Source organism: Curtobacterium sp. HSID17257, from assembly GCF_003989515.1.
Classification (GTDB): Bacteria; Actinomycetota; Actinomycetes; order Actinomycetales; family Microbacteriaceae; genus Curtobacterium.
Map to the genome: position 1 here is coordinate 43,922 of NZ_RBLU01000003.1, position 19,021 is coordinate 62,942.

A 19,021-nucleotide genomic window follows, 5' to 3' on the forward strand; every position below is an offset into this window, starting at 1 on the left:
TGGGTCAGCCCCTCGGGGGTCAGCGTTCCTGTGCCGTACGGCGGCGGTGCACCAGGACCATGCCCAGGCCGATCGCCATCAGGACGAACGAGGCACCGAGGCCGGGCCACAGCACGTCACTGCCCGTGAAGGCCAGCCGGTCGCCGCTCGGGGTGGTGACGATGACGCCGCCGCCCTTCGCCGGGTTCTGCGTGATGCCGGGCACGACCGGGATCGTGACCGAGACCGTCGCGGTGGCGCGGCTCCCGTCCTCGCCCGCGACCGAGTAGTCGACGTGCGCGGTGCCGGCGTAGCCGTCGACCGGGACGAAGGTGACCGTGCCGGAGCCCTGAACCGTGAAGGTACCCTCGCCGGCGATCGTCACCGTCTCGACGAGCTTGCCGGTCCTCGGCTCGACCAGGCGGACCGACGCGGGGTCGATCGGCGCGGTGCCGGCGCTGTCGTTGCCCAGGACGTCGACGACGGTGGCGGCGCCGGGCTCGCCGTCCCGGTGGTCGGCCTCCGCGGTCGGCGGGGTGCCGACGACGACGGTCATGACCGCGTCACTCGTGTTCCCGTCGGTGTCCGTGATCCGGTAGTTCCCCTTCGTCGGACCCGAGAACCCCGGCTCCGGCGTGAAGGTCACCGTCCCGTCCGCGTCGTCCACCGACCAGACACCGTTCCGCGGAACCGCGATGCGGGAGACCGCTGCCCCCGAGCCGTCGAGCAGCCGCACGGTGGTCCGGACGATCGGCGTCGCGGCGTTCCCGGCGTCGTCGTTGCCCAGGACCGACATCGTCACCGCGGTGTTCGTCGCAGTGCTGGCCCAGTCGTCGTGCGCCAGGGGGACGACCGAGGTGACCGTCACGGTGATCGTCGCCGTCGCGGTGACCCCGCCGGTGTCGGCGACCTGGTAGGTCACCGCCGCCGCGGTGCCGGTGAAGCCCTGGGCGGGGGTGAACGTCACCGTTCCGGTGGTCGGGTCGACCGCGTACGTGCCCTGGCCGGCGACGACCAGCTGCCGTCCGTCCGTGCTGACCGTGGCGTCGCTCGGCTGGCCGGTCGCCGGGAGGACGACGCTCGCGGGGTCGAGCGGCGTGCCGCCCGCGACGCCGGGTGAATCGTTGCGCAGGACCTCGATCGACACCGGGGTGTTCTGCTCCGTCGTCGCGTCGTCGTCCTTCGCTGCCGGACCGACGGGCGTGACGATCGTCGTGATCGTCGCGGTCGTCGTGGTGCCGTCGGTGTCGGCGACCTGGTACGTCACCGACGACGTGGTGCCGCGGAACGTCGGCTCCGGGGTGAACGTGACCGCACCGGAGTCCGGGTCGATCACGTACGTGCCCTGGCCGGGCACGGTGAGCTGCTCCGCGTGCTCGGTGGCGACGGCGCCCGCGGGCTGACCGGCGGCCGGGAAGACGACGCTGGTCGGGTCGAGCGGGGTCGCCGCGTTGCCGCCGTGGTCGTTGCCGAGCACGTCGATCGTCGCGGACTCACCCTGCGCGATCGTGGTGGCGTCCGGCTCTGCGGTCGGGGACACCGCGGTGACCGTGGTGGTCAGCTGACCGGTCGAGCTCTGCCCACCGGTGTCGCTCACCTGGTACGTGACCGGGGTGGTCGTGCCGGAGAACCCTGGCGCGGGGGTGAAGGTCACCACACCGGTCTTCGGGTCCACCGTGTACACACCTTCACCGCGGACGGTGAGCTGCTTGCCGTCGGCCGACACCGTGGCGCCGGAGGGCTGGCCGTCCCTGGGGAACACGACGCTCGCCGGGTCGACCGGTGTGCCGCTCTGGACACCGGGGCTCGCTGCTCCGGCGACGTCGAACGTGGCCGGGGTGTTCTGCGACGTGGTGGCTGCGGTGTCCTTCGCGACCTTCGGGGCGACGGGCTTCGCCGTGACGGTGATCGTCGCCGAGGCGGTCGTGCCGTCGCGGTCCGTGACCTGGTACGTCACCGGAGTGGCGGTACCGCGGAAGGTGGCCTCGGGCGTGACGGTGACCTTCCCGGTGGTCGGGTCGATCGTGTACGTGCCCTCGCCCGGGACGGTCAGCTGCTTGCCGTCGGTCGAGACCTGTGCGCCCTTCGGCTGGCCGGTCGTCGGGAAGACGACGCTGCTCGGCGTGAGCGGGGTCTGCGCGTTGCCGGCGGTGTCGTTCGCCAGGACGTCGACCGTGGTCGCGCTGCCCTGGTCGATCGTCGCGGCGTCGTCCTGCGCGGTCGGGCGGACGGCCGCGACCGTGACGCTGATCGTCGCGGTCCCCGTCGCTCCGCCGCTGTCGGCGACCTGGTAGGTCACCGGCGTGGTCGTGCCGGTGAAGCCCTGAGCCGGGGTGGCGGTGACCTTCCCGGTGCTCGGGTCGATCGTGTACGTGGCCTCGCCGGGGACGGAGAGCTGCCTGCCGTCCTTCGACACGGTGGCGCCGGTCGGCTGGCCGGTGGTCGGGAAGACCACGCTGGTCGGGTCGATCGGGGTGCCGTTCGCGACGCCGGGCCGGTCGTTCGCGGTGACGTCGACCACGATCGGGGTGTTCTGCTCGGTCTTCGCGGTGTCGTCCTCGGACGCCGGGCCGACCGGGGTGACCGTGGCCGTGATCGTCGCGGTCGCGGTGTGCCCGTCGACGTCCGCGACCCGGTAGGTCACGGGCGTCGCGGGGCCGCGGAAGGTCGGCTCGGGCGTGAAGGTGACCTTCCCGGACTTCGGGTCGATCGCGTACGAGCCCTCGCCCGGGACGGTGAGCTGCTTCGTGCCGTTGCCGGCGAACGTGACGGTGGTGCGGTCGAGCGGCGTCGCCGTGTTGCCCGGGGTGTCGTTGCCGAGGACGTCGACCGTGGCCGCGTCGCCCTGCACGAGCGTGACGGTGTCGTCCTTCGCGGTCGGGGTGACGGCCGTGACCGTGACGGTCAGCGTGCCGGTGCCGGTCGCGCCGCCGGTGTCGCCGACCCGGTAGGTGACGGGGGTGGTGGTGCCGGTGAAGGCCTGCGCCGGGGCGAAGGTGATCGTCCCGGAGGTCGGGTCAGCGGTGTACGTGCCCTGTCCGGGAACGGTCAGCTGGCGGCCGTCGGTGCTCGTCGTGGCGCCGGCCGGCTGGCCGTCCTCGGGGAAGGCGACCTTCGTCGGGTCGACGGGGGTCCCGCCCTGCACGCCCGGAGCGGCGTCGCGGACGACGTCGACCGTGGTCGGGGTGTTCTGCTGCGTCGTGACGGTCTCGTCGTGCGCCGTCGGGCCGACCGCGGCGACGGCGACCGTGATCGTTGCCGTGGACGTCGCGCTGTCGGCGTCGGCGACCTGGTACGACACGGGCGATGCGGTGCCGCGGAACGCCGGGTCGGGAGTGAACGTGACCTTCCCGGTGCTCGGGATCGTGTACGTGCCCTCGCCCGGGACCGTCAGCTGCTTGCCGTCCGCGGAGACCTGCGCGCCCTTCGGCTGACCGGAGGTCGGGAAGACGACGCTCGAGGCGACGGTGCCGCCCTGGTCGTTCGCCAGGACGTCGACCGTCACGGCCGTGCCCTGGGTGGTCTTCGCGGTGTCGGGCTGCGCGTTCCCCTTGTACGTCACGGCGATCTGCCCGGACGCCTGGTTGCCGCGGGTGTCGGCGACCGTGTCGGTGACCGGGGTCGGGTTCTTCGTGGAGCCGCTCTCCGGCGTGAAGGTGACCTTGCCCGACTGCGGGTCGACGGTCCAGGTGCCCTCACCGGGGACGGTGAGCTGCTTGCCGCCGTTCGACACGGTCGAGTCCGGCGTGTTCGGGGCCAGCGTGACGGTCGTCGGGTCGATGGTGCCCGTGGAACCCGCGAGCGGGTCGACGGTCGCCGGCTGCCCGGGGGTGTTGCCCGTCGACGAGGTGTTCGCGACGGTCGGCTTGACGGGGTTCGTGAACACGCACTGCACGTCTCCACCACCCGCGGGGACGGTGAACGACGCCGAGGTGCCCTTGCCCTGCTTGACGACGGTCCCGTCGACCAGGTTGGTGCAGACGTAGCTCGTGTCGTAGGCGTTCGGATCGGTCGTGGTGTTCCCGGGGGTCTGGTCGACCTGGTACGTCTTGCCGGGCAGCAGGATGATCGGGCCCACGGTGACGGTGTCCTTGCCGGGGGCGGTCGTCCCGCTCACCGGGTCCGGGATGCCGCCGCCGCTGATCGTCGTCGTGAGCTCGTCGCTCGGCTTCGCGCGGCCGTCGGTGAAGCCGCCCTGCGACTGCCCCGTCGACGGGAGTGCGCGCGAACCGAGGTCGTACACGTTCAGCGCCGTGCCGCCGGAGCGGATCGACTTCGCCGTGCCGACGGCACCGGTGACCGGGTCCACCTGCATGTAGGTGTTCGCGCCGGATCCGCTGATGTAGATGTACCCGTCGTCGCCGAACGCCAGCGAGGTCAGGTTCACGGACGTACCGATCGCCGGTCCGACCGGCGTCGCGGTCGTGCTGCCGCCGCCGAGGTCCGCGGCGTTCACGCGGTAGACCTGGGCCGACCTCGTGCTGCTCGAGATGAAGTACATGTTGCCCTGGCGGTCGAACGCCAGGTCACCGGCTCCGCCCGGAGGGGTCGACTTCGGCGTGACCGACACGGCCTTCGTCGAGACGGCCCCCGTCGCCGGGTCGTAGTAGAGGAAGGTGAAGAGGTTCGACGTCGTGTCCAGACCGCCGAAGTAGAACCGGCCCGTCTTGGGGTCGACGCCACCCATCTGGGTCGCCACGGTCGGGGAGCTCGGCCGGGCGATGGTCTTGAACGTCTCGGTCGATGCCGTCCACTCGAAGACGTTCGAGCCGTTCGTGAAGAACATCTTGCCGCCGTCACCGGAGATGCCGAGCTGGTTCAGCCCGGTCACGTTCCCGGGGGAGCTGATGAACGGCGTGGCCGCGCCGGTCGCGCGGTCCACCGAGTAGATCGTCGAGTCGCCGTTCACGGTGGCGTACAGGCCGGAGACGGGCAGGTTGGCCATCGCGGAAGCCGTCAGCGGGCTCAGGAGGGCGAGGCCTCCGGCGACGATCGTGGTGATGGTCGTCGCAGCCAGGACGCGCAGAGCGCGACGGCGCGGACGAACACGGTGTGTGGGAGACACAGAGTTCCTTCGTGCTGCATGGTCGTGTCGGGTACGCGACCGTTCATCACAGTAGGGGGTACACGTGTTCTCAGCTCCGACTCAGACGGGGGGTTCGTGTCCCCAAAGAGGGGGACCGAGCCGTCCCGCGGTGGACTAGCGCAGCGGCTCGATGAGCTGCGGGCCGTCGTTGCGGACACTGTTCACCGCGCGCGACACCTCGTACTGCTCGAGCCCCGCCGCGACCGCGAGCGACTCGTGGTCGAGCAGCGCGAGCAGGTCGTCCGAGCACAGGTCGCCGTCGAGCCAGTCGTCGTAGCCGTCGGGGGTGAGGAACGCCGGCATCCGGTCGTGGACCTCGCCGGGCGCGACGTGCGCGTCGCGGGTGATGATCGCGAGCGACAGCCGCCACTTGTCCGGGTCGTCCTCGGGCTTCGTCGGGTCCGGCCAGGCGCTCACGATGCCCGCCATCGCCAGTGCGCCGCCTGGTTCGTGGACGAAGTGGGGTTCCTTGCCGTCCTCGCGGACGACCCACTCGTAGTAGCCGAGGGCGGGCACGATGCAGCGGTTCGTCGCGAAGGCCCGCTTGAACATCCCGCTCGTCGCCACCGTCTCGATGCGGGCGTTGATCGGCTTCGGCCGCTGCTTCCGGAAGTCCTTCGCCCAGCTCGGCACGAAACCCCAGCTGATCTGCGGGAGCTCGCGCTGCCCGTGGCGCTGTCGGACGGCGTACACGGGGTCGGTCGGCGCGACGTTCCAGCTCGGGGCGAGGCCGGCGTGCACCTCGCCGGTGTCCTCGTCGACGTGCTCGGTGCGCGCGGCGAGCTCACCCACGAGCTCGGGCAGCAGATCGGCCGTGGTGTCGGAGACGACGAACCTTCCACACATGCGCCCAGTGTGCCCGGCGCTGCCGACAGTGGTGCAGCACGGCCTGCACGGCCGCTGCTACCGTGCCCGGGTGGACGACGAACAGCGCTGCCCCTGCCTGAGCGGCAACCCCTACGGCGCGTGCTGCGGGCCCCTGCACGCGGGCGCCGCGGCCCCGACCGCCGAGCGGCTCATGCGCTCCCGGTTCAGTGCGTTCTCCCTCGGGTTGCCGGAGTACCTGCTGCTCACCTGGCACCCGCGCACCCGGCCGTCCGAGCTGACGCTCGACCCGACGCAGCGCTGGACACGGCTCGACATCGTGTCCACCCGGTCTGGAGGCCCGTTCGACTCCGCAGGACAGGTCGCCTTCCGCGCGTGGTGGCGGTCCGACGACGACCGCGGGACGCTGGAGGAGACGAGCGACTTCGTCCGCGAGCAGGGCCGGTGGTTCTACGTGGACGGTGTCGTCGCCTGACCCCTGGTTCACCCGCGACGGCGTCGTCGCTTGACCGCCGACCGTCAGCCGCTGATGGTGTCCGGCAGCCCGACCGACCGCCGCATCGCCCGCCGGACCTCGGCCTCGTCCGGCAGCAGCTCGCTGTCGTCACCGCTCACGAAGAACCGGATCTGCCCGATCGCCTGCTCCGTGAGCATGTCGAGCCCGTTGAGCACGCGGCCGCCTGCCGCCGCCCAGCGTCCGGCCGCCGCCGTCGGCCACGGCTCGTAGGCGACGTCGACGAGCACGGCATCCGACCCCGAGGGCACGAGCTCGAGCGAGTCCGCGGCACCACCGGGCAGCGTCGAGACGACGAACCCGTGCCGGGTCCCGGGCAGCGAATCGACCGGCAGCACCTCGAGCGTCACGCCGAGTCGCACGGCCAGCTCCACGAGTGACCCCGCCTTCGCGGTGTCGCGGAGGAACAGCCGCACGTCGACGGCCCCGAGCCGCACGGCAGCCGCGAGGGCGCTCGCCGCGGTGGCCCCACCGCCCACGATGGTGGCCTCGCCAGGCAGGTGCCCGAGTGCCTCGACCGGACGGACGATGCCTTCGACGTCGGTGTTCGCGCCGGCCAGGACGACCCGGTCGCCCTCCTGCCGGAACACCACGGTGTTCGCCACCCCGAGTTCGTCGACGAGCGGGGTGGTGCGGTCGAGCATCGGCAGCACGTCGCGCTTGAGCGGCATGGTCAGGCTGAGCCCGCGCCAGCCGGGACCCAGCCCCGCGACGAACGCGTCGAGTCCACCGGAGGCGACCTCGTGCCTCCCGTACGTGAACGGCAGTCCGAGCACGTCGTAGGCCGCCGCGTGCAGCGTGGGGGAGAGCGAGTGCGCGATGGGGGAGCCCAGCACGGCCAGCCGGGTCCGGTCGGGATCGGTGAACTCCACGTCCGGAGCCTAGCCGCTCGACGTCCACGAGAGGAGTGCTTAGGGTAGCCTTACCTGTGTGATTCGAACCTCCCCCTCAGTGCGCCGCGTCCGCCGCGTGCTCGCGGCCGCCGGCGCCGTCGTCGCCGCGTCCCTCGTCCTCGCCGGGTGCAGCTCCGGCTCCTCGTCGCCCGCCGCGTCCGACGACGCCTCGGGCTCGGGCGGCGCGTTCCCCGTCTCGATCCAGACCGCGCTCGGCACGACCGAGATCCCCTCGCAGCCGAAGCGCGTCGTCGCCCTCGGCTGGGGTGACGCGGAGACGGCACTCGAGCTCGGTGTGCAGCCCGTCGGTGCGAGCGACTGGCTCGGCTTCGGTGGCGACGGCGTGGGGCCCTGGCTCAAGGACGCGTACACGAAGAAGCCGACGATGATCCAGACGCTCGAGCCCAGCTACGAGCAGATCCTCAAGCTCAAGCCGGACCTGATCCTCGACACCAAGAGCTCGGGCGACAAGGACCGCTACGCCAAGCTCTCGGCCATCGCGCCGACCGTGGCGATCCCGAAGGGCGGCGAGAACTACCTCACCACCACCGAGCAGCAGGTCGACCTCGTGTCGCGCGCGCTCGGCAAGGAGTCCGAGGGCAAGAAGCTGCTGACCGACCTCGACGACGCGTACGCCGCGGCGCGGAAGGCGCACCCCGAGTTCGACGGCAAGACCGCCGTCGTCGGGTCGTACACCGCGGACGGCTTCGGTGCGTACGCCTCGAAGGACAGCCGCTCCACCTTCATGCAGCAGCTCGGCTTCACCATCCCGAAGGACGTCGACCAGCAGGCCGGTGACGCCTTCTCGGTGAGCCTGTCGAACGAGAACCTCGACCTGCTCGACGCCGACCTGACCGTCGTCCTGCCGATCTTCGTCGACGCGTCCAAGGCGGAGTCGGACCCGCTGTTCCAGAAGGTCCCGTCGGTGCAGGCCGGGCACGCGATCGTGGTCGACGACGCTGACGTGTCGAACGCGTTCTCGCTCGGCACGACCGCCGCCATCGAGTGGGCGCTCGACCGTCTGCCGGACGAGTTCGCGAAGAAGGTCGGCTGACCGACAGCCGCAGGGGGAGTACAGGAGACGCCGGGTCGCGAGTCGCGACCCGGCGTCTCGCGTTGCGCGCGGGGGTGCGGTGATCGGCCGTCGGACGGGAGGCGCGGTGCGGGCTGGCACCGTGCCTCCCGTCCGCCGTCTGGTGCCGTTCCGCGCGTGGGGGGCCGTTCCGCTCGTAGGGGGCTGTTCCGCGCGAAGGAGGCAGGTCCTTCCTGATTCCCATGCGCGGATCGTCATCCCATTGCACGCGTGATGGGCTCGAACGCCGCGCTTCGGGAGGAAGTGGCGGGGCTACGCGGCGGTGAAGGTGGAGCCGATGAACGCGAAGAGCAGGGTGATCAGCGGCAGCGAACCCTGCACGAAGGCCGAGTTGAGGTAGCGGCGACCCGTGCCGGCCAGGACGACCGCGGCGCCGAGCATGCTCGCGGTCGAGAACACGACGAGGGTCCAGCCGGTGGCGCCGTTGCCCGCGAGCACCAGGACGACACCGAGGATCGCACCGATGGCGAGGAACAGGTTGTAGAAGCCCTGGTTGAAGGCGAGGGTGCGGGTGGCCTGCGCCTCGGACTCCGAGGCGATGCCGAACACGCGGCGCACGCGAGGACTCGTCCACGCAACGGACTCGAGGAAGAAGATGTACACGTGCACGAGGCCCGCGAGGACCGCACACACGCCCGAGATCACGAGCAGGACCGACATGGCCTCCATTCTCGCAGCCCCGGAGCAGTGCTCGTGTCCGTCCGTCACGCAGCCCTCGCGGCGGGGGTACGGCCAGTAGGCTCGGGCCATGAGTGCCGACGAGTCCACGCCCGTCCACGACGATGCGGTCGCCGAGCTGGCGAGCATCCGGCAGAGCATCGACAACATCGACGCCGCCGTGATCCACATGCTCGCCGAGCGCTTCAAGTACACCCAGCGGGTCGGTTACCTGAAGGCCGGCGCGGGGATGCCGGCCGCCGACCCCGGTCGCGAGCAGGTGCAGGTCGCGCGACTCCGACAGCTCGCGGCCGAGTCGCACCTCGACCCGGCGTTCGCGGAGAAGTTCCTGAACTTCATCGTCGCCGAGGTCATCCACCACCACGAGCGCATCGCCGGCGGCGAGCGGTGAGCGGGGCTGCTGCCGGGTTCACGGCCGACGGGTTCCCGCAGGACCTCGCCGACCTGCACCTGCTCGTCGGGTCGTACACCGCGACGGGCGGCGGGAACGCGACCGGCATCTCGGTCGTGCACGGATCGACCGCGACCACCGTCGCCGTGATGGACGACCCCTCGTTCCTCGCGCTGTCCGGCGACCGGGTCTACGCCGTGTCCGAGACCGCGGACGGCAGTGTCTCGGCCTTCCGGTACGCCGGCGGCTCGCTCGAGCACCGGTGGGACGCGGACGCTGGTGGTGACGCCCCCTGCCACGTGCGGGTCGACCCCTCCGGCGCGCTCGTCGTCACGAACTACGTCTCCGGCACCGTGACCGCGGTGTCGCTCGAGGCCGCGGAGTCGCACGCCGCGTCCGTGTCGGCCAGCGACGGTGTCGTCGGAGCACACGGCAGCCAGGACCGGGTCGTCGTCCCCGACACAGCGGTCGTCACCGGCGTGCTGCCCGACGTCGAGGGGCCCGTCGAGGACCGGCAGGAAGGGCCGCACGCCCACCAGTCGATCGCGACGCCCGACGGCACGGTGCTCGTCGCGGACCTCGGCGGCGATGCGCTCCACGAGTTCCGGGTGTCGGCGGAGCCGGCTATCGACCTCGTCCGCGTCCACCACCTCGGGCCCGGGGTCGGGCCGCGGCACATGGCCTGGCTCGGCGCTGGGGCGGACGCCGACCTCGTCGTCGCCGGGGAGCTCGACGGTCGCGTGTACCGCCTGCGCCGCGACGAGTCCGGGACGCTGCAGCCGATCGCCTCGACCCCGGCGTTCGAGGGTGAGGTGGGGGAGTCGCTCCTCAGCCACGTCGAGGTCGACCAGGCCGGACGCGTCGTCGTCGCGGTGCGTGGTCGCGACCTGGTCGTGGTGCTCGACACCGCGGACGACGGGCTCACGGTCGTCGGGTCGGCCTCGTGCGGTGGGGTCTGGCCGCGGCACTTCGCGCAGGTGCCCGGGTACCTGCTGGTGGCCAACCAGATGTCCGACGCCATCGCCGTGCTGCCCGTCGGGACGGACGGCGTGCCGGGCGAGGCCGTGGCGCAGATCGCCGTCGGGTCGCCCGCGTGCATCGTGCCGGTGCTGTCGTGACGGAGTCGCTCGCCGACGGGTACCGGCTCGTGGTCGGGCCGCCGCCGCTGGACGACTACCTGCGCCTGCGGCGGGACTCCGGCCTGTCCCCGAAGAACGCGGAGCAGGGCGCGGGCGCGATCGCGGGCAGCTGGTCCGCCGTGCACGTGGTCGACGGTCAGGACGTGCCCGTCGCGATGGGCCGCACGATCGGCGACGGCGGGTGGTACTTCCACATCGCGGACATCGCCACCGACCCGGGTCACCAGCGCCGGGGGCTCGGCAGGGTCGTCGTCGAGTGGCTCGTGGCGGACATCCGGGCGCGGGCGCCCGAGGGGGCCTACATCACGCTCGTCGGGGATCCGCCCGGGCAGCGGCTGTACCGGTCACTCGGGTTCGAGGACGTGGCACCGAGCCTGGGGATGGCGCTGCCGCTGCGCTGACGGTCGAGCGTCCGGCGCTGCTGCTGTCGCGTGTGTTCGTGTGGGCGTGCCGGTGAGGGTCAGCCGTGCACGACGTTGGCGAACGGCCGACCCGCTGCCAGCGCGGACACCTGCCCCCGCACGAGCTCGAGGGTCCGCGGCACGCTGAGGTCCGTGTTCCCGCCGACGTGCGGCGTCAGCACGGTGTTCGGGGTCGTCCAGAGCGGATGCCCGGCGGGGAGCGGCTCCGGGTCGGTGACGTCGAGCGCTGCCGACAGTCGGCCGCGCTGGAGTTCCGCCACGAGGGCATCGGTGTCGACGACCCGCCCACGGGCGACGTTCACCACGAGGGCGCCGTCGGGCAGTGCGGCGAGCAGATCGGCGTCGACCAGGTGCTCGGTCTCGTCGGTGAGCGGCGTGATGAGCACGAGGACGTCCGTCCGGGCCGCGAGTCCCGGGAGGTCCCCGAAGGCGTGCACGTGTCGACCGTCCTGCTCCCGCGCGGTGCGGGCCACGACGGTGACGTCGCACCGCAACGCCTCGAAGCGCGTGGCGATCGCAGCTCCGATCGCGCCGTACCCGACGACCGTCACCCGACGGTCGGCGAGCGACCGGGTGGTGCGGGCGTCCCACACGCCGGCGGCGCGGTCGGTCTGGAACGTGTGGATCTCGCGGAGCGACGTCAACGCGAGTCCGACCGCGAGCTCGGCCGTCTCGTCGTCGTGGATGCCCCGGCCGTTCGCGACCTGCGCGTGCGCCGGAGCGTGCGGCAGCGCGTGCTCGTACCCGGCGCTCGGCAGTTGCAGGAGCCGGAGGTTCGGCAGGTCGTGCACGTACTGCCACCGGTGGCGACCCGCGAAGTAGAACGGCAGCAGCGTGATCGCCACGTCACCGGGCCGGTCGTATGGGCCTTCGACGTCCCAGACGTCGAGCTCGACGCCGTCCGGCACGGGGCCGAACCGCTCGACGAGCTCCGCGAAGGGCAGGGTCACGATCGGCATGGGTGCGTGGTGCTCCTGAGGTGTCGGGACCCGTCGACGGCGGTCAGCTCGCGCTGGCCGCCGTCGGCGGGTGCTCTCGGCCTGTCGGCCTGTCGGCCTGTCTGCCTGTCGGCCTGTCTGCCTGTCGGCCCGTCCCCTGTCGCCAGGGTGTCAGCCGTCGGCGGGCGGTGTCAGCTGTCGGTGCGCGGCGAGAACGAGCCGTGGTCGTCGAGCGGCCCGCGCCCGACGTAGCCCTCGATGACGTCCTCGACGATCACGTCACCGAAGCGAGCCGGCAGCGTCGCGCCGTGCGTCCCACGGAGCTCGTCGATCGACGCCTCGAACGCGCCCTGCACCTCGAGCGTGCCGGACGAGGCGTCCGTCACACCGATGCGCAGCACCGGGAAGCCCCGGCCGTCGCACAGGCCCTGGAAGCGAACGTCGTCCTCGCGGCGCACGGTCACGATGACACGGCCCGTCGACTCGGAGAACAGTGCGGTCGCCGTGTCGACGCCGTCGCGCTCCTCGAGCTCGTCGAGCACCACGCGGACGCCGATGCCGAAGCGCAGCACGGACTCGGCGAGGGACTGGCCGAGGCCGCCGTCCGCCAGGTCGTGGGCGCTCGTGAGCAGCTGCTCGCCCGACGCTGCCTGCAGGAGCTCGGCCAGGGCCTTCTCCTGCGCGAGGTCGACCGCCGGCGGACGGCCGCCGAGGTGCCCGTGCACGGTGCCGGCCCACGCGGAGCCGTCGAGCTCGAGGCTCGTCGTGCCCAGCAGGTAGACGTTGTGGCCGTCGTCCTGCCAGCCCGAGGGCACGCGCAGGGCGACGTCGTCGATGATGCCGAGCACGCCGACCACAGGGGTCGGGTGGATCGGGGTCGTGCCGGTCTGGTTGTAGAACGACACGTTGCCGCCGGTCACCGGGATCCCGAGCTCCATGCAGCCGTCCGCCAGGCCCTCGACGGCCTCGGAGAACTGCCACATGACCTCGGGGTTCTCCGGCGAGCCGAAGTTCAGGCAATCGGTGACCGCGGCGGGCACGGCGCCGGTGACGGCGACGTTCCGGTACGCCTCGGCCAGCGCCAGGCGCGCGCCCTGCTTCGGGTCGAGCTGGCAGTAGCGGCCGTTCGCGTCGGTCGCGACCGTGACGCCGAGCCCGGTCTCCTCGTCGACGCGGATCATGCCGCCGTCGTCGGGGAAGGAGAGCGCCGTGTTGCCGAGCACGTAGGTGTCGTACTGGTTCGTGACCCAGTTCTTCGACGCCAGGTTCGGCGAACCGAGGAGCTGCAGGAACTGCGCCTTGAGCGCCGGACCGTCGGCCGGACGCTCGAGCGAGGCGGCGGTGTCGGCCTGCAGCGCGTCGATCCAGGACGGGTAGGCGACCGGGCGGTCGTACACCGGGCCGTCGACGGCGACCGTGCGCGGGTCGACGTTCACGATCTCCTGGCCCTGCCAGTCGATGACGAGGCGACCGGTGCCGGTGACCTCGCCGAGGACGCTGGTCTCGACCTCCCACTTGCCGACCACCGCGAGGAACTCGTCGAGCTTCTCGGGGCGGACGACCGCCATCATGCGCTCCTGGCTCTCGGACATGAGGATCTCCTCTGCCGTGAGCGTGGGGTCGCGCAGGAGGACGTCGTCGAGCGAGATGTGCATGCCGCCGTCACCGTTGGACGCCAGCTCGCTCGTCGCGCAGGAGATGCCCGCGGCGCCGAGGTCCTGGATGCCCTCGACCAGTTCCTCCTGGAACAGCTCGAGGCAGCACTCGATGAGGACCTTCTCGGCGAAGGGGTCTCCGACCTGCACCGCCGGACGCTTGGTCGGCCCGCCCTCGGTGAAGGTGTCCGACGCCAGGATCGACGCACCGCCGATGCCGTCGCCACCGGTCCGGGCGCCGAAGAGCACGACCTTGTTGCCGGCACCGGAGGCGTTCGCCAGGTGCAGGTCCTCGTGACGCAGGACACCGACCGCGAGCGCGTTGACGAGGGGGTTGCCCTGGTACACCGGGTCGAAGTAGGTCTCACCACCGATGTTCGGCAGGCCCAGGCAGTTGCCGTAGAACGAGATGCCGCCGACGACACCGTGCACGACGCGTGCCGTGTCCTCGTGGTCGATCGCACCGAAGCGGAGCTGGTCCATCACGGCGACCGGGCGTGCGCCCATCGAGATGATGTCGCGGACGATGCCGCCGACGCCGGTCGCGGCGCCCTGGTACGGCTCGACGTAGGACGGGTGGTTGTGCGACTCGACCTTGAAGGTCACCGCCCAGCCGTTGCCGACGTCGACGACACCGGCGTTCTCGCCCATGCCGACCATCAGGTTCTTCGTCATCTCCGGCGTGACCTTCTTGCCGAACTGACGGAGGTAGTTCTTGCTCGACTTGTACGAGCAGTGCTCCGACCACATCACGGAGTACATCGCGAGCTCGCCCGAGGTGGGGCGGCGGCCGAGGATCTCGCGGATCTTCGCGTACTCGTCGGCCTTGAGCCCGAGCGCCTCGTACGGCTGCTCCTTGTCGGGCGTCGCAGCGGCGTCCTGCACGGTGTCGGGCTTCGGGCGAACGTGGGTCGTCACGGTGTTGTCGTTCCCTGTCACTGGAGTCGTGTCCGTCGTCACTTGACGAGCGTCGACTCGATCACGGAGGTGAAGAAGGTGAGGCCGTCCGTGCCGGAGGCCATCGCCGCGGGGGTGTCCGGGCCGAAGCCGGGCTCCGTCGCGTGCTCGGGGTGCGGCATGAGCCCGACGACGTTGCCGCGCTCGTTCGAGACGCCGGCGATGTCGTCGATCGACCCGTTCGGGTTCACGCCGACGTAGCGGAACACGACCTGGCCGTTGTCCTCGATGCGCTTGATCTCGTCGGCGTCGGCGACGAAGCGGCCGTCGGCGTTCTTGAGCGGGATCGTGATCTCCTGCCCGGCGCTGAACCCGGAGGTCCAGGCGGTGCCGGCGGTCTCGACCCGGAGCTTCTGGTCGCGGCGGATGAACTGCTGGTGCGCGTTGCGGGTGTGCGCGCCCGGTACGAGGCGGGCCTCGGCGAGCATCTGGAACCCGTTGCAGATGCCGAGCACGGGCATCCCCTTGCCGGCGGCGTCGATGACCTCGGCCATGATCGGGGCCTTCGCCGCGATGGCGCCGGCACGGAGGTAGTCGCCGTACGAGAACCCGCCGGGGAGCACGATCGCGTCGACCCCCTGCAGGTCGTGGTCGCCGTGCCAGAGCGCGACGGGGTCGGCTCCCGCCAGGCGGACCGCACGCTGGGCGTCGCGGTCGTCGAGCGAGCCCGGGAACGTGATGACGCCGATGCGCATCCGCGTCACGCGTCCTGCACGGTGACGGACACGACGTCCTCGATCACGGCGTTCGAGAAGACGTCGGCCGCGATGTCGCGGACCTCGGCCAGCTTCGCGTCGTCGACCGGGCCGTCGACGGCGATCTCGAAGCGCTTGCCGATGCGGACGTCGGTCAGGTCGGCCTTGCCGAGACGGGCGAGGGCGTTGCCCACCGCCTTGCCCTGGGGGTCGAGGATCTCTGCCTTGGGCATGACCTCGACGACGATGGTTGGCACGTGTTCACTCCAGCGCTTGGGTGGGTTGGGTGGGACGGCACCAGTCTACGGGCCGCGCGCGGCGCGCCGGGCCGCTTGTGGAGAAGTCGTCGAAAGCGTATGTTCCAAGTCGAATAATCGCTCGGGAACACGGTCTGGAGGCACGGATGGCGTCACTCACGCCCCTCGCGTTCGCCGCGCTCGGCCTGCTCGCAGAGGCGCCCATGCACCCGTACGAGATGTTCCAGACGATGCTCCACCGGCACGAGGACCAGAACGTGAAGGTCCGGCCGAGCACGCTCTACCACCAGATCGGGCGGCTCGTGGACCTCGGGTACGCCGAGGCCCTCGGGACCGCGCGCGAGGGCAACCGGCCCGAGCGCACCACGTACGCCATCACCGACCACGGCCGTGCGGAGCTCGACGCCGGGCTCCGGCGCATGATCGCCGAGCCCGCCGACGAGTACCCCGAGTTCCAGCTCGCGGTCTCCCACGTCGACAACCTGACCGCGACGGATGCGGCGACCGCGCTGCGCGCCCGCGCCGAGGCGCTCCGTGCGGAACGCGCGGGGTACGACGAAGCCGCCACGGGCCTCCAGGCCAAGCAGCTCGCCGAGCGCTACTGGCTCGACGTGTCGTACGTCCGTGGCATGCTCACCGCGCAGATCGAGTGGCTGACCGCCACCGCCGACCGCATCGCGAGCGGCGACATCCCCTGGGACGGCCCCGCCGTCCCCGACCCAGCACCACAGAAGGACCAGGACTCCACTCGATGACCTCCACCACGTCCGCCGACCTGCAGCACGGGCAGAAGCCGTGGCCCGCGCTCTGGGCACTCGTCGTCGGCTTCTTCATGATCCTCGTCGACTCGACCATCGTGTCGGTCGCGACGCCCACCATCGCCCAGGCGCTCGACGCCGACATCAACGCCGTGATCTGGGTCACCAGCGCGTACCTGCTCGCCTACGCCGTGCCGCTGCTCATCACCGGGCGGCTCGGTGACCGCTTCGGCCCGAAGGTGCTGTACCAGGCGGGGCTCGTGGTGTTCACCCTCGCGAGCCTGTGGTGCGGTCTGGCCGGTTCCATCGAGGTGCTCATCGTCGCCCGCGTCGTGCAAGGCCTCGGTGCCGCGATGATGACCCCGCAGACGATGGCGGTCATCACGCGCATCTTCCCGCCGCAGAACCGCGGTGCAGCCATGGGCCTGTGGGGCGCCGTCGCCGGTGTCGCCTCGCTGGTCGGGCCGATCGTCGGCGGGCTGCTCGTCGACGGCTTCGGCTGGGAGTGGATCTTCTTCGTCAACGTCCCCGTCGGTGTCGTCGCGTTCGTGCTCGCACAGCGCTTCGTCCCTCGCTTCGAGCGGCACGGACACCGGTTCGACTACCTGGGCATCGTGCTCAGCGCCGTCGGCATGTTCCTGCTCGTCTTCGGCATCCAGGAGGGCGAGACCTACGACTGGGGCACCATCACGGGGCCGATCTCGGTGTGGTCGCTGATCATCACCGGCATCGTCGTGCTCGCCGCCTTCGTGGTGTGGCAGGGCGTGCAGAAGGGCGAGCCGCTGCTGCCGCTCGGCCTCTTCAAGGACCGCAACTTCACGCTCGCGAACATCGCCATCACGGCGGTCGGCGTGGCGATCTCGTCGTTCGCGCTGCCGATCATGCTCTGGGCGCAGGACGTGCTGCGCTTCTCGCCGACCCAGGCCGCGCTGCTGCTCGTGCCGCAGGCCGTGCTGTCCGCCGCGCTCGCACCGCTCGTCGGCAAGAACCTCAACAAGTGGAACCCGCGGTGGGTCGGCTCGTTCGGCCTCGCGTGCTTCTCCGGCGGGCTGTTCTGGTTCGGCGCCCTGCTCTGGTCGGGTGCCGGCTGGGGCTGGACGTTGCTGCCGAGCGCGCTCCTCGGGCTCGCCAACGCCTGCATGTGGGGTCCGCTCTCGGTGTCGGCCACGCGCAACCTGCCGCCGGCGCTCGCGGGTGCCGGGTCGGGCGTCTACAACACCACGCGGCAGATCGGTGCGGTGCTCGGCTCTGCCGGTATCGCTGCGCTGATCGAGGCGCGCATCACGGCGAACTTCCCGTCCGGTGCGGGCACGGGCTCGGGCGGCGCGGAGCAGCAGGTCGGAGCGCTGCCCGAGTTCCTGCAGCAGCCGTTCGCCACGGCGATGGGGCAGTCGCTCGTGCTGCCGGCCGTGGTGCTCGTGGCGGCCATCGTCGCGGCGCTGTTCCTGGCGAAGCCGAAGCAGACGACAGCGTGGAAGCAGACCGGGGCGGTCGAGACGCAGCCGGACGCGGCCGAGCCCGAGGCCGCGGCGCGCTGACGCTGCTGCGCTGACGTCGTCACACGGTGGACCCCGGTCCCGCTCGGTCGAGCGGCGCCGGGGTCCGCTCGTGTGTCGGTCATGCGGCTTGCTCGTGTGGGGCAGCCGTCCGCGTTGTGCCGATGCAGAACGACACGACCGCTGTCGTACGACAGCGCATCTGTCGTTCTTGCCGCCCAGGGCGGAAGAGCGCGGAACGGCGGGGACTGGTGCGACAGGATCGTCGTCGTACGACAGCGCATCTGTCGTACGACCGCGCCGCAGACCGACGGCCCTACACGCCGCACGCCGCGCACGCCGGCCGCGCCGCGCGCCGCACGCCGCCGGCCCCGCTCACCCCCGGCGCTGCAGGTGCGCCCGGGTCAGCTCGGCCATCTCCTCGTCGGACAGGGCGTCGACCGAGCGGGCCTCGCGGCGGTCCGTCCGTTGCCACCGCACGAACAGCATCACGAGGACCGGGACGTCGGCGACCTCGGCGATGAACCACAGCAGGTCGCCCGCCAGGTGCTGGTCGCGCAGGGGCGACGGGAACCACGACTGCCCGACGGCGTGCACGAGCGACCCGTCGAGCACGTGGTTCGACACCCGGAGCACGATGCCGGGAACCGCGTCGAGCAGCAGCTCCACGAAGGCGAGCAGGAACTCGACCGTCACGAAGGTCGAACTCCGCAGGACCCCCGGCTCGGACAGCGGCCCGAGCACCGTGAACCCGAGCGCCGGCACGAGCACGGTGATGAGCGCTGCCCAGACCCCCGACTCGCGGACGACCGCCGACAGTGGGGTGAGCAGCACCGCGAACAGCACGAGGCCGACCACGGGGGCGACGATCGCGTTGCCGAGCACCCGGACCGGCCGCGAGTGCATGGCCCGGTCAGCGGCGGCGGACCACCGTGCCGGGCCGCCGAGCCGCAGCAGCGACACCGGGGCGGCCAGCGCGGCGAAGGTCGGCACCGCGAAGAACAGCAGCGCGAGCCGGAGCGTGAAGGCCCACCGGAGCTCCTGGTCGTACCGGCCGACGACGCCGAACTGGAGCACGGCGAAGAGCAGCAGTGCGACCAGGAACGACAGGGACCGCCAGGTGGACCACCGGGCCCCGCGGCGTCGAGCCCCGACGAGCCACCAGCCGTAGGTCACCGCGGCGATCGCCAGCAGCACCGCGGCCAGGGGATCGACCTGCCAGGTGCTCCAGAACTCGGCGGGTTC

Annotated in this window: 16 protein-coding genes; 7 read left to right on the forward strand and 9 right to left on the reverse strand. The window is 71.6% G+C overall.

The window, feature by feature from the left end; genetic code table 11:
* Positions 1-19: 19 nt before the first annotated feature.
* Both D8M35_RS01250 and D8M35_RS01255 read right to left on the reverse strand, forming a co-directional pair.
* Positions 20-4,924, reverse strand: coding sequence for a tandem-95 repeat protein (locus D8M35_RS01250; RefSeq protein WP_126890169.1), 4,905 nt, complete (start codon positions 4,922-4,924; stop codon positions 20-22).
* A gap of 255 nt (positions 4,925-5,179) precedes the next feature.
* On the reverse strand, positions 5,180-5,911 hold the full coding sequence (locus tag D8M35_RS01255; protein WP_126890170.1) for an SOS response-associated peptidase: 732 nt from the start codon (positions 5,909-5,911) through the stop codon (positions 5,180-5,182).
* A 70-nt stretch (positions 5,912-5,981) separates the two neighbouring features.
* Between D8M35_RS01255 and D8M35_RS01260 the strand changes: the two genes are divergently transcribed.
* Positions 5,982-6,365 carry a YchJ family protein gene (locus D8M35_RS01260; RefSeq protein ID WP_126890171.1) on the forward strand — a complete coding sequence of 128 codons (384 nt, stop codon included), beginning with the start codon at positions 5,982-5,984 and terminating at the stop codon, positions 6,363-6,365.
* 44 nt (positions 6,366-6,409) lie between these two features.
* Here D8M35_RS01260 and D8M35_RS01265 read toward each other — a convergent pair whose 3' ends face one another.
* On the reverse strand, positions 6,410-7,276 hold the full coding sequence (locus D8M35_RS01265) for a shikimate dehydrogenase (RefSeq protein WP_126890172.1): 867 nt from the start codon (positions 7,274-7,276) through the stop codon (positions 6,410-6,412).
* A gap of 58 nt (positions 7,277-7,334) precedes the next feature.
* On the opposite strand from D8M35_RS01265, the gene D8M35_RS01270 reads away from it, so the two are divergent.
* Entirely contained in the window at positions 7,335-8,351 is a 1,017-nt protein-coding gene (locus D8M35_RS01270; RefSeq protein WP_238638042.1) for an iron-siderophore ABC transporter substrate-binding protein, read from the forward strand.
* 291 nt (positions 8,352-8,642) lie between these two features.
* Here D8M35_RS01270 and D8M35_RS01275 read toward each other — a convergent pair whose 3' ends face one another.
* On the reverse strand, positions 8,643-9,050 hold the full coding sequence (locus D8M35_RS01275; RefSeq protein ID WP_174234669.1) for a DUF1304 domain-containing protein: 408 nt from the start codon (positions 9,048-9,050) through the stop codon (positions 8,643-8,645).
* 88 nt (positions 9,051-9,138) lie between these two features.
* Between D8M35_RS01275 and D8M35_RS01280 the strand changes: the two genes are divergently transcribed.
* From D8M35_RS01280 to D8M35_RS01290, 3 genes are read left to right on the forward strand one after another with little or no spacing between them, the layout of a single operon-like run.
* Positions 9,139-9,459: a chorismate mutase gene (locus tag D8M35_RS01280; protein ID WP_058729807.1), complete on the forward strand. Its 321-nt coding sequence runs from the start codon at positions 9,139-9,141 to the stop codon at positions 9,457-9,459.
* Complete coding sequence (locus D8M35_RS01285; protein ID WP_126890173.1) at positions 9,456-10,577, forward strand: beta-propeller fold lactonase family protein; 1,122 nt, start codon at positions 9,456-9,458, stop codon at positions 10,575-10,577. Before D8M35_RS01280 ends, D8M35_RS01285 begins: the two co-directional genes overlap by 4 nt.
* Entirely contained in the window at positions 10,574-10,999 is a 426-nt protein-coding gene (locus D8M35_RS01290; RefSeq protein WP_126890174.1) for a GNAT family N-acetyltransferase, read from the forward strand. The genes D8M35_RS01285 and D8M35_RS01290 overlap by 4 nt, the downstream gene beginning before the upstream one ends.
* A 59-nt stretch (positions 11,000-11,058) precedes the next feature.
* On the opposite strand, the gene D8M35_RS01295 is transcribed toward D8M35_RS01290, so the two are convergent.
* The 4 genes from D8M35_RS01295 to purS form a co-directional block, all read right to left on the reverse strand.
* Positions 11,059-11,979, reverse strand: coding sequence for a 2-hydroxyacid dehydrogenase (locus D8M35_RS01295; RefSeq protein WP_126890175.1), 921 nt, complete (start codon positions 11,977-11,979; stop codon positions 11,059-11,061).
* Positions 11,980-12,149: 170 nt separating this feature from the next.
* Complete coding sequence (gene purL / locus D8M35_RS01300) at positions 12,150-14,531, reverse strand: phosphoribosylformylglycinamidine synthase subunit PurL (RefSeq protein WP_238638043.1); 2,382 nt, start codon at positions 14,529-14,531, stop codon at positions 12,150-12,152.
* Between the two features lie 38 nt (positions 14,532-14,569).
* A complete protein-coding gene (gene purQ / locus D8M35_RS01305) occupies positions 14,570-15,265 on the reverse strand; it encodes a phosphoribosylformylglycinamidine synthase subunit PurQ (protein ID WP_066657734.1) in 696 nt (231 codons plus the stop codon).
* Between the two features lie 5 nt (positions 15,266-15,270).
* Positions 15,271-15,522 (reverse strand): phosphoribosylformylglycinamidine synthase subunit PurS, encoded by a 252-nt coding sequence (gene purS, locus D8M35_RS01310; protein ID WP_066652126.1) that lies wholly within the window; start codon positions 15,520-15,522, stop codon positions 15,271-15,273.
* Between the two features lie 146 nt (positions 15,523-15,668).
* Here purS and D8M35_RS01315 point away from each other — a divergent pair, with 146 nt between their 5' ends.
* Complete coding sequence (locus D8M35_RS01315; RefSeq protein WP_126890177.1) at positions 15,669-16,277, forward strand: PadR family transcriptional regulator; 609 nt, start codon at positions 15,669-15,671, stop codon at positions 16,275-16,277.
* Complete coding sequence (locus D8M35_RS01320; protein ID WP_126890178.1) at positions 16,274-17,818, forward strand: DHA2 family efflux MFS transporter permease subunit; 1,545 nt, start codon at positions 16,274-16,276, stop codon at positions 17,816-17,818. The genes D8M35_RS01315 and D8M35_RS01320 overlap by 4 nt, the downstream gene beginning before the upstream one ends.
* Positions 17,819-18,151: 333 nt before the next feature.
* On the opposite strand, the gene D8M35_RS01325 is transcribed toward D8M35_RS01320, so the two are convergent.
* Positions 18,152-18,973, reverse strand: a complete 822-nt coding sequence (locus D8M35_RS01325) for a cytochrome c oxidase assembly protein (RefSeq protein ID WP_238638044.1) — start codon at positions 18,971-18,973, stop codon at positions 18,152-18,154.
* Positions 18,974-19,021 lie beyond the last annotated feature (48 nt).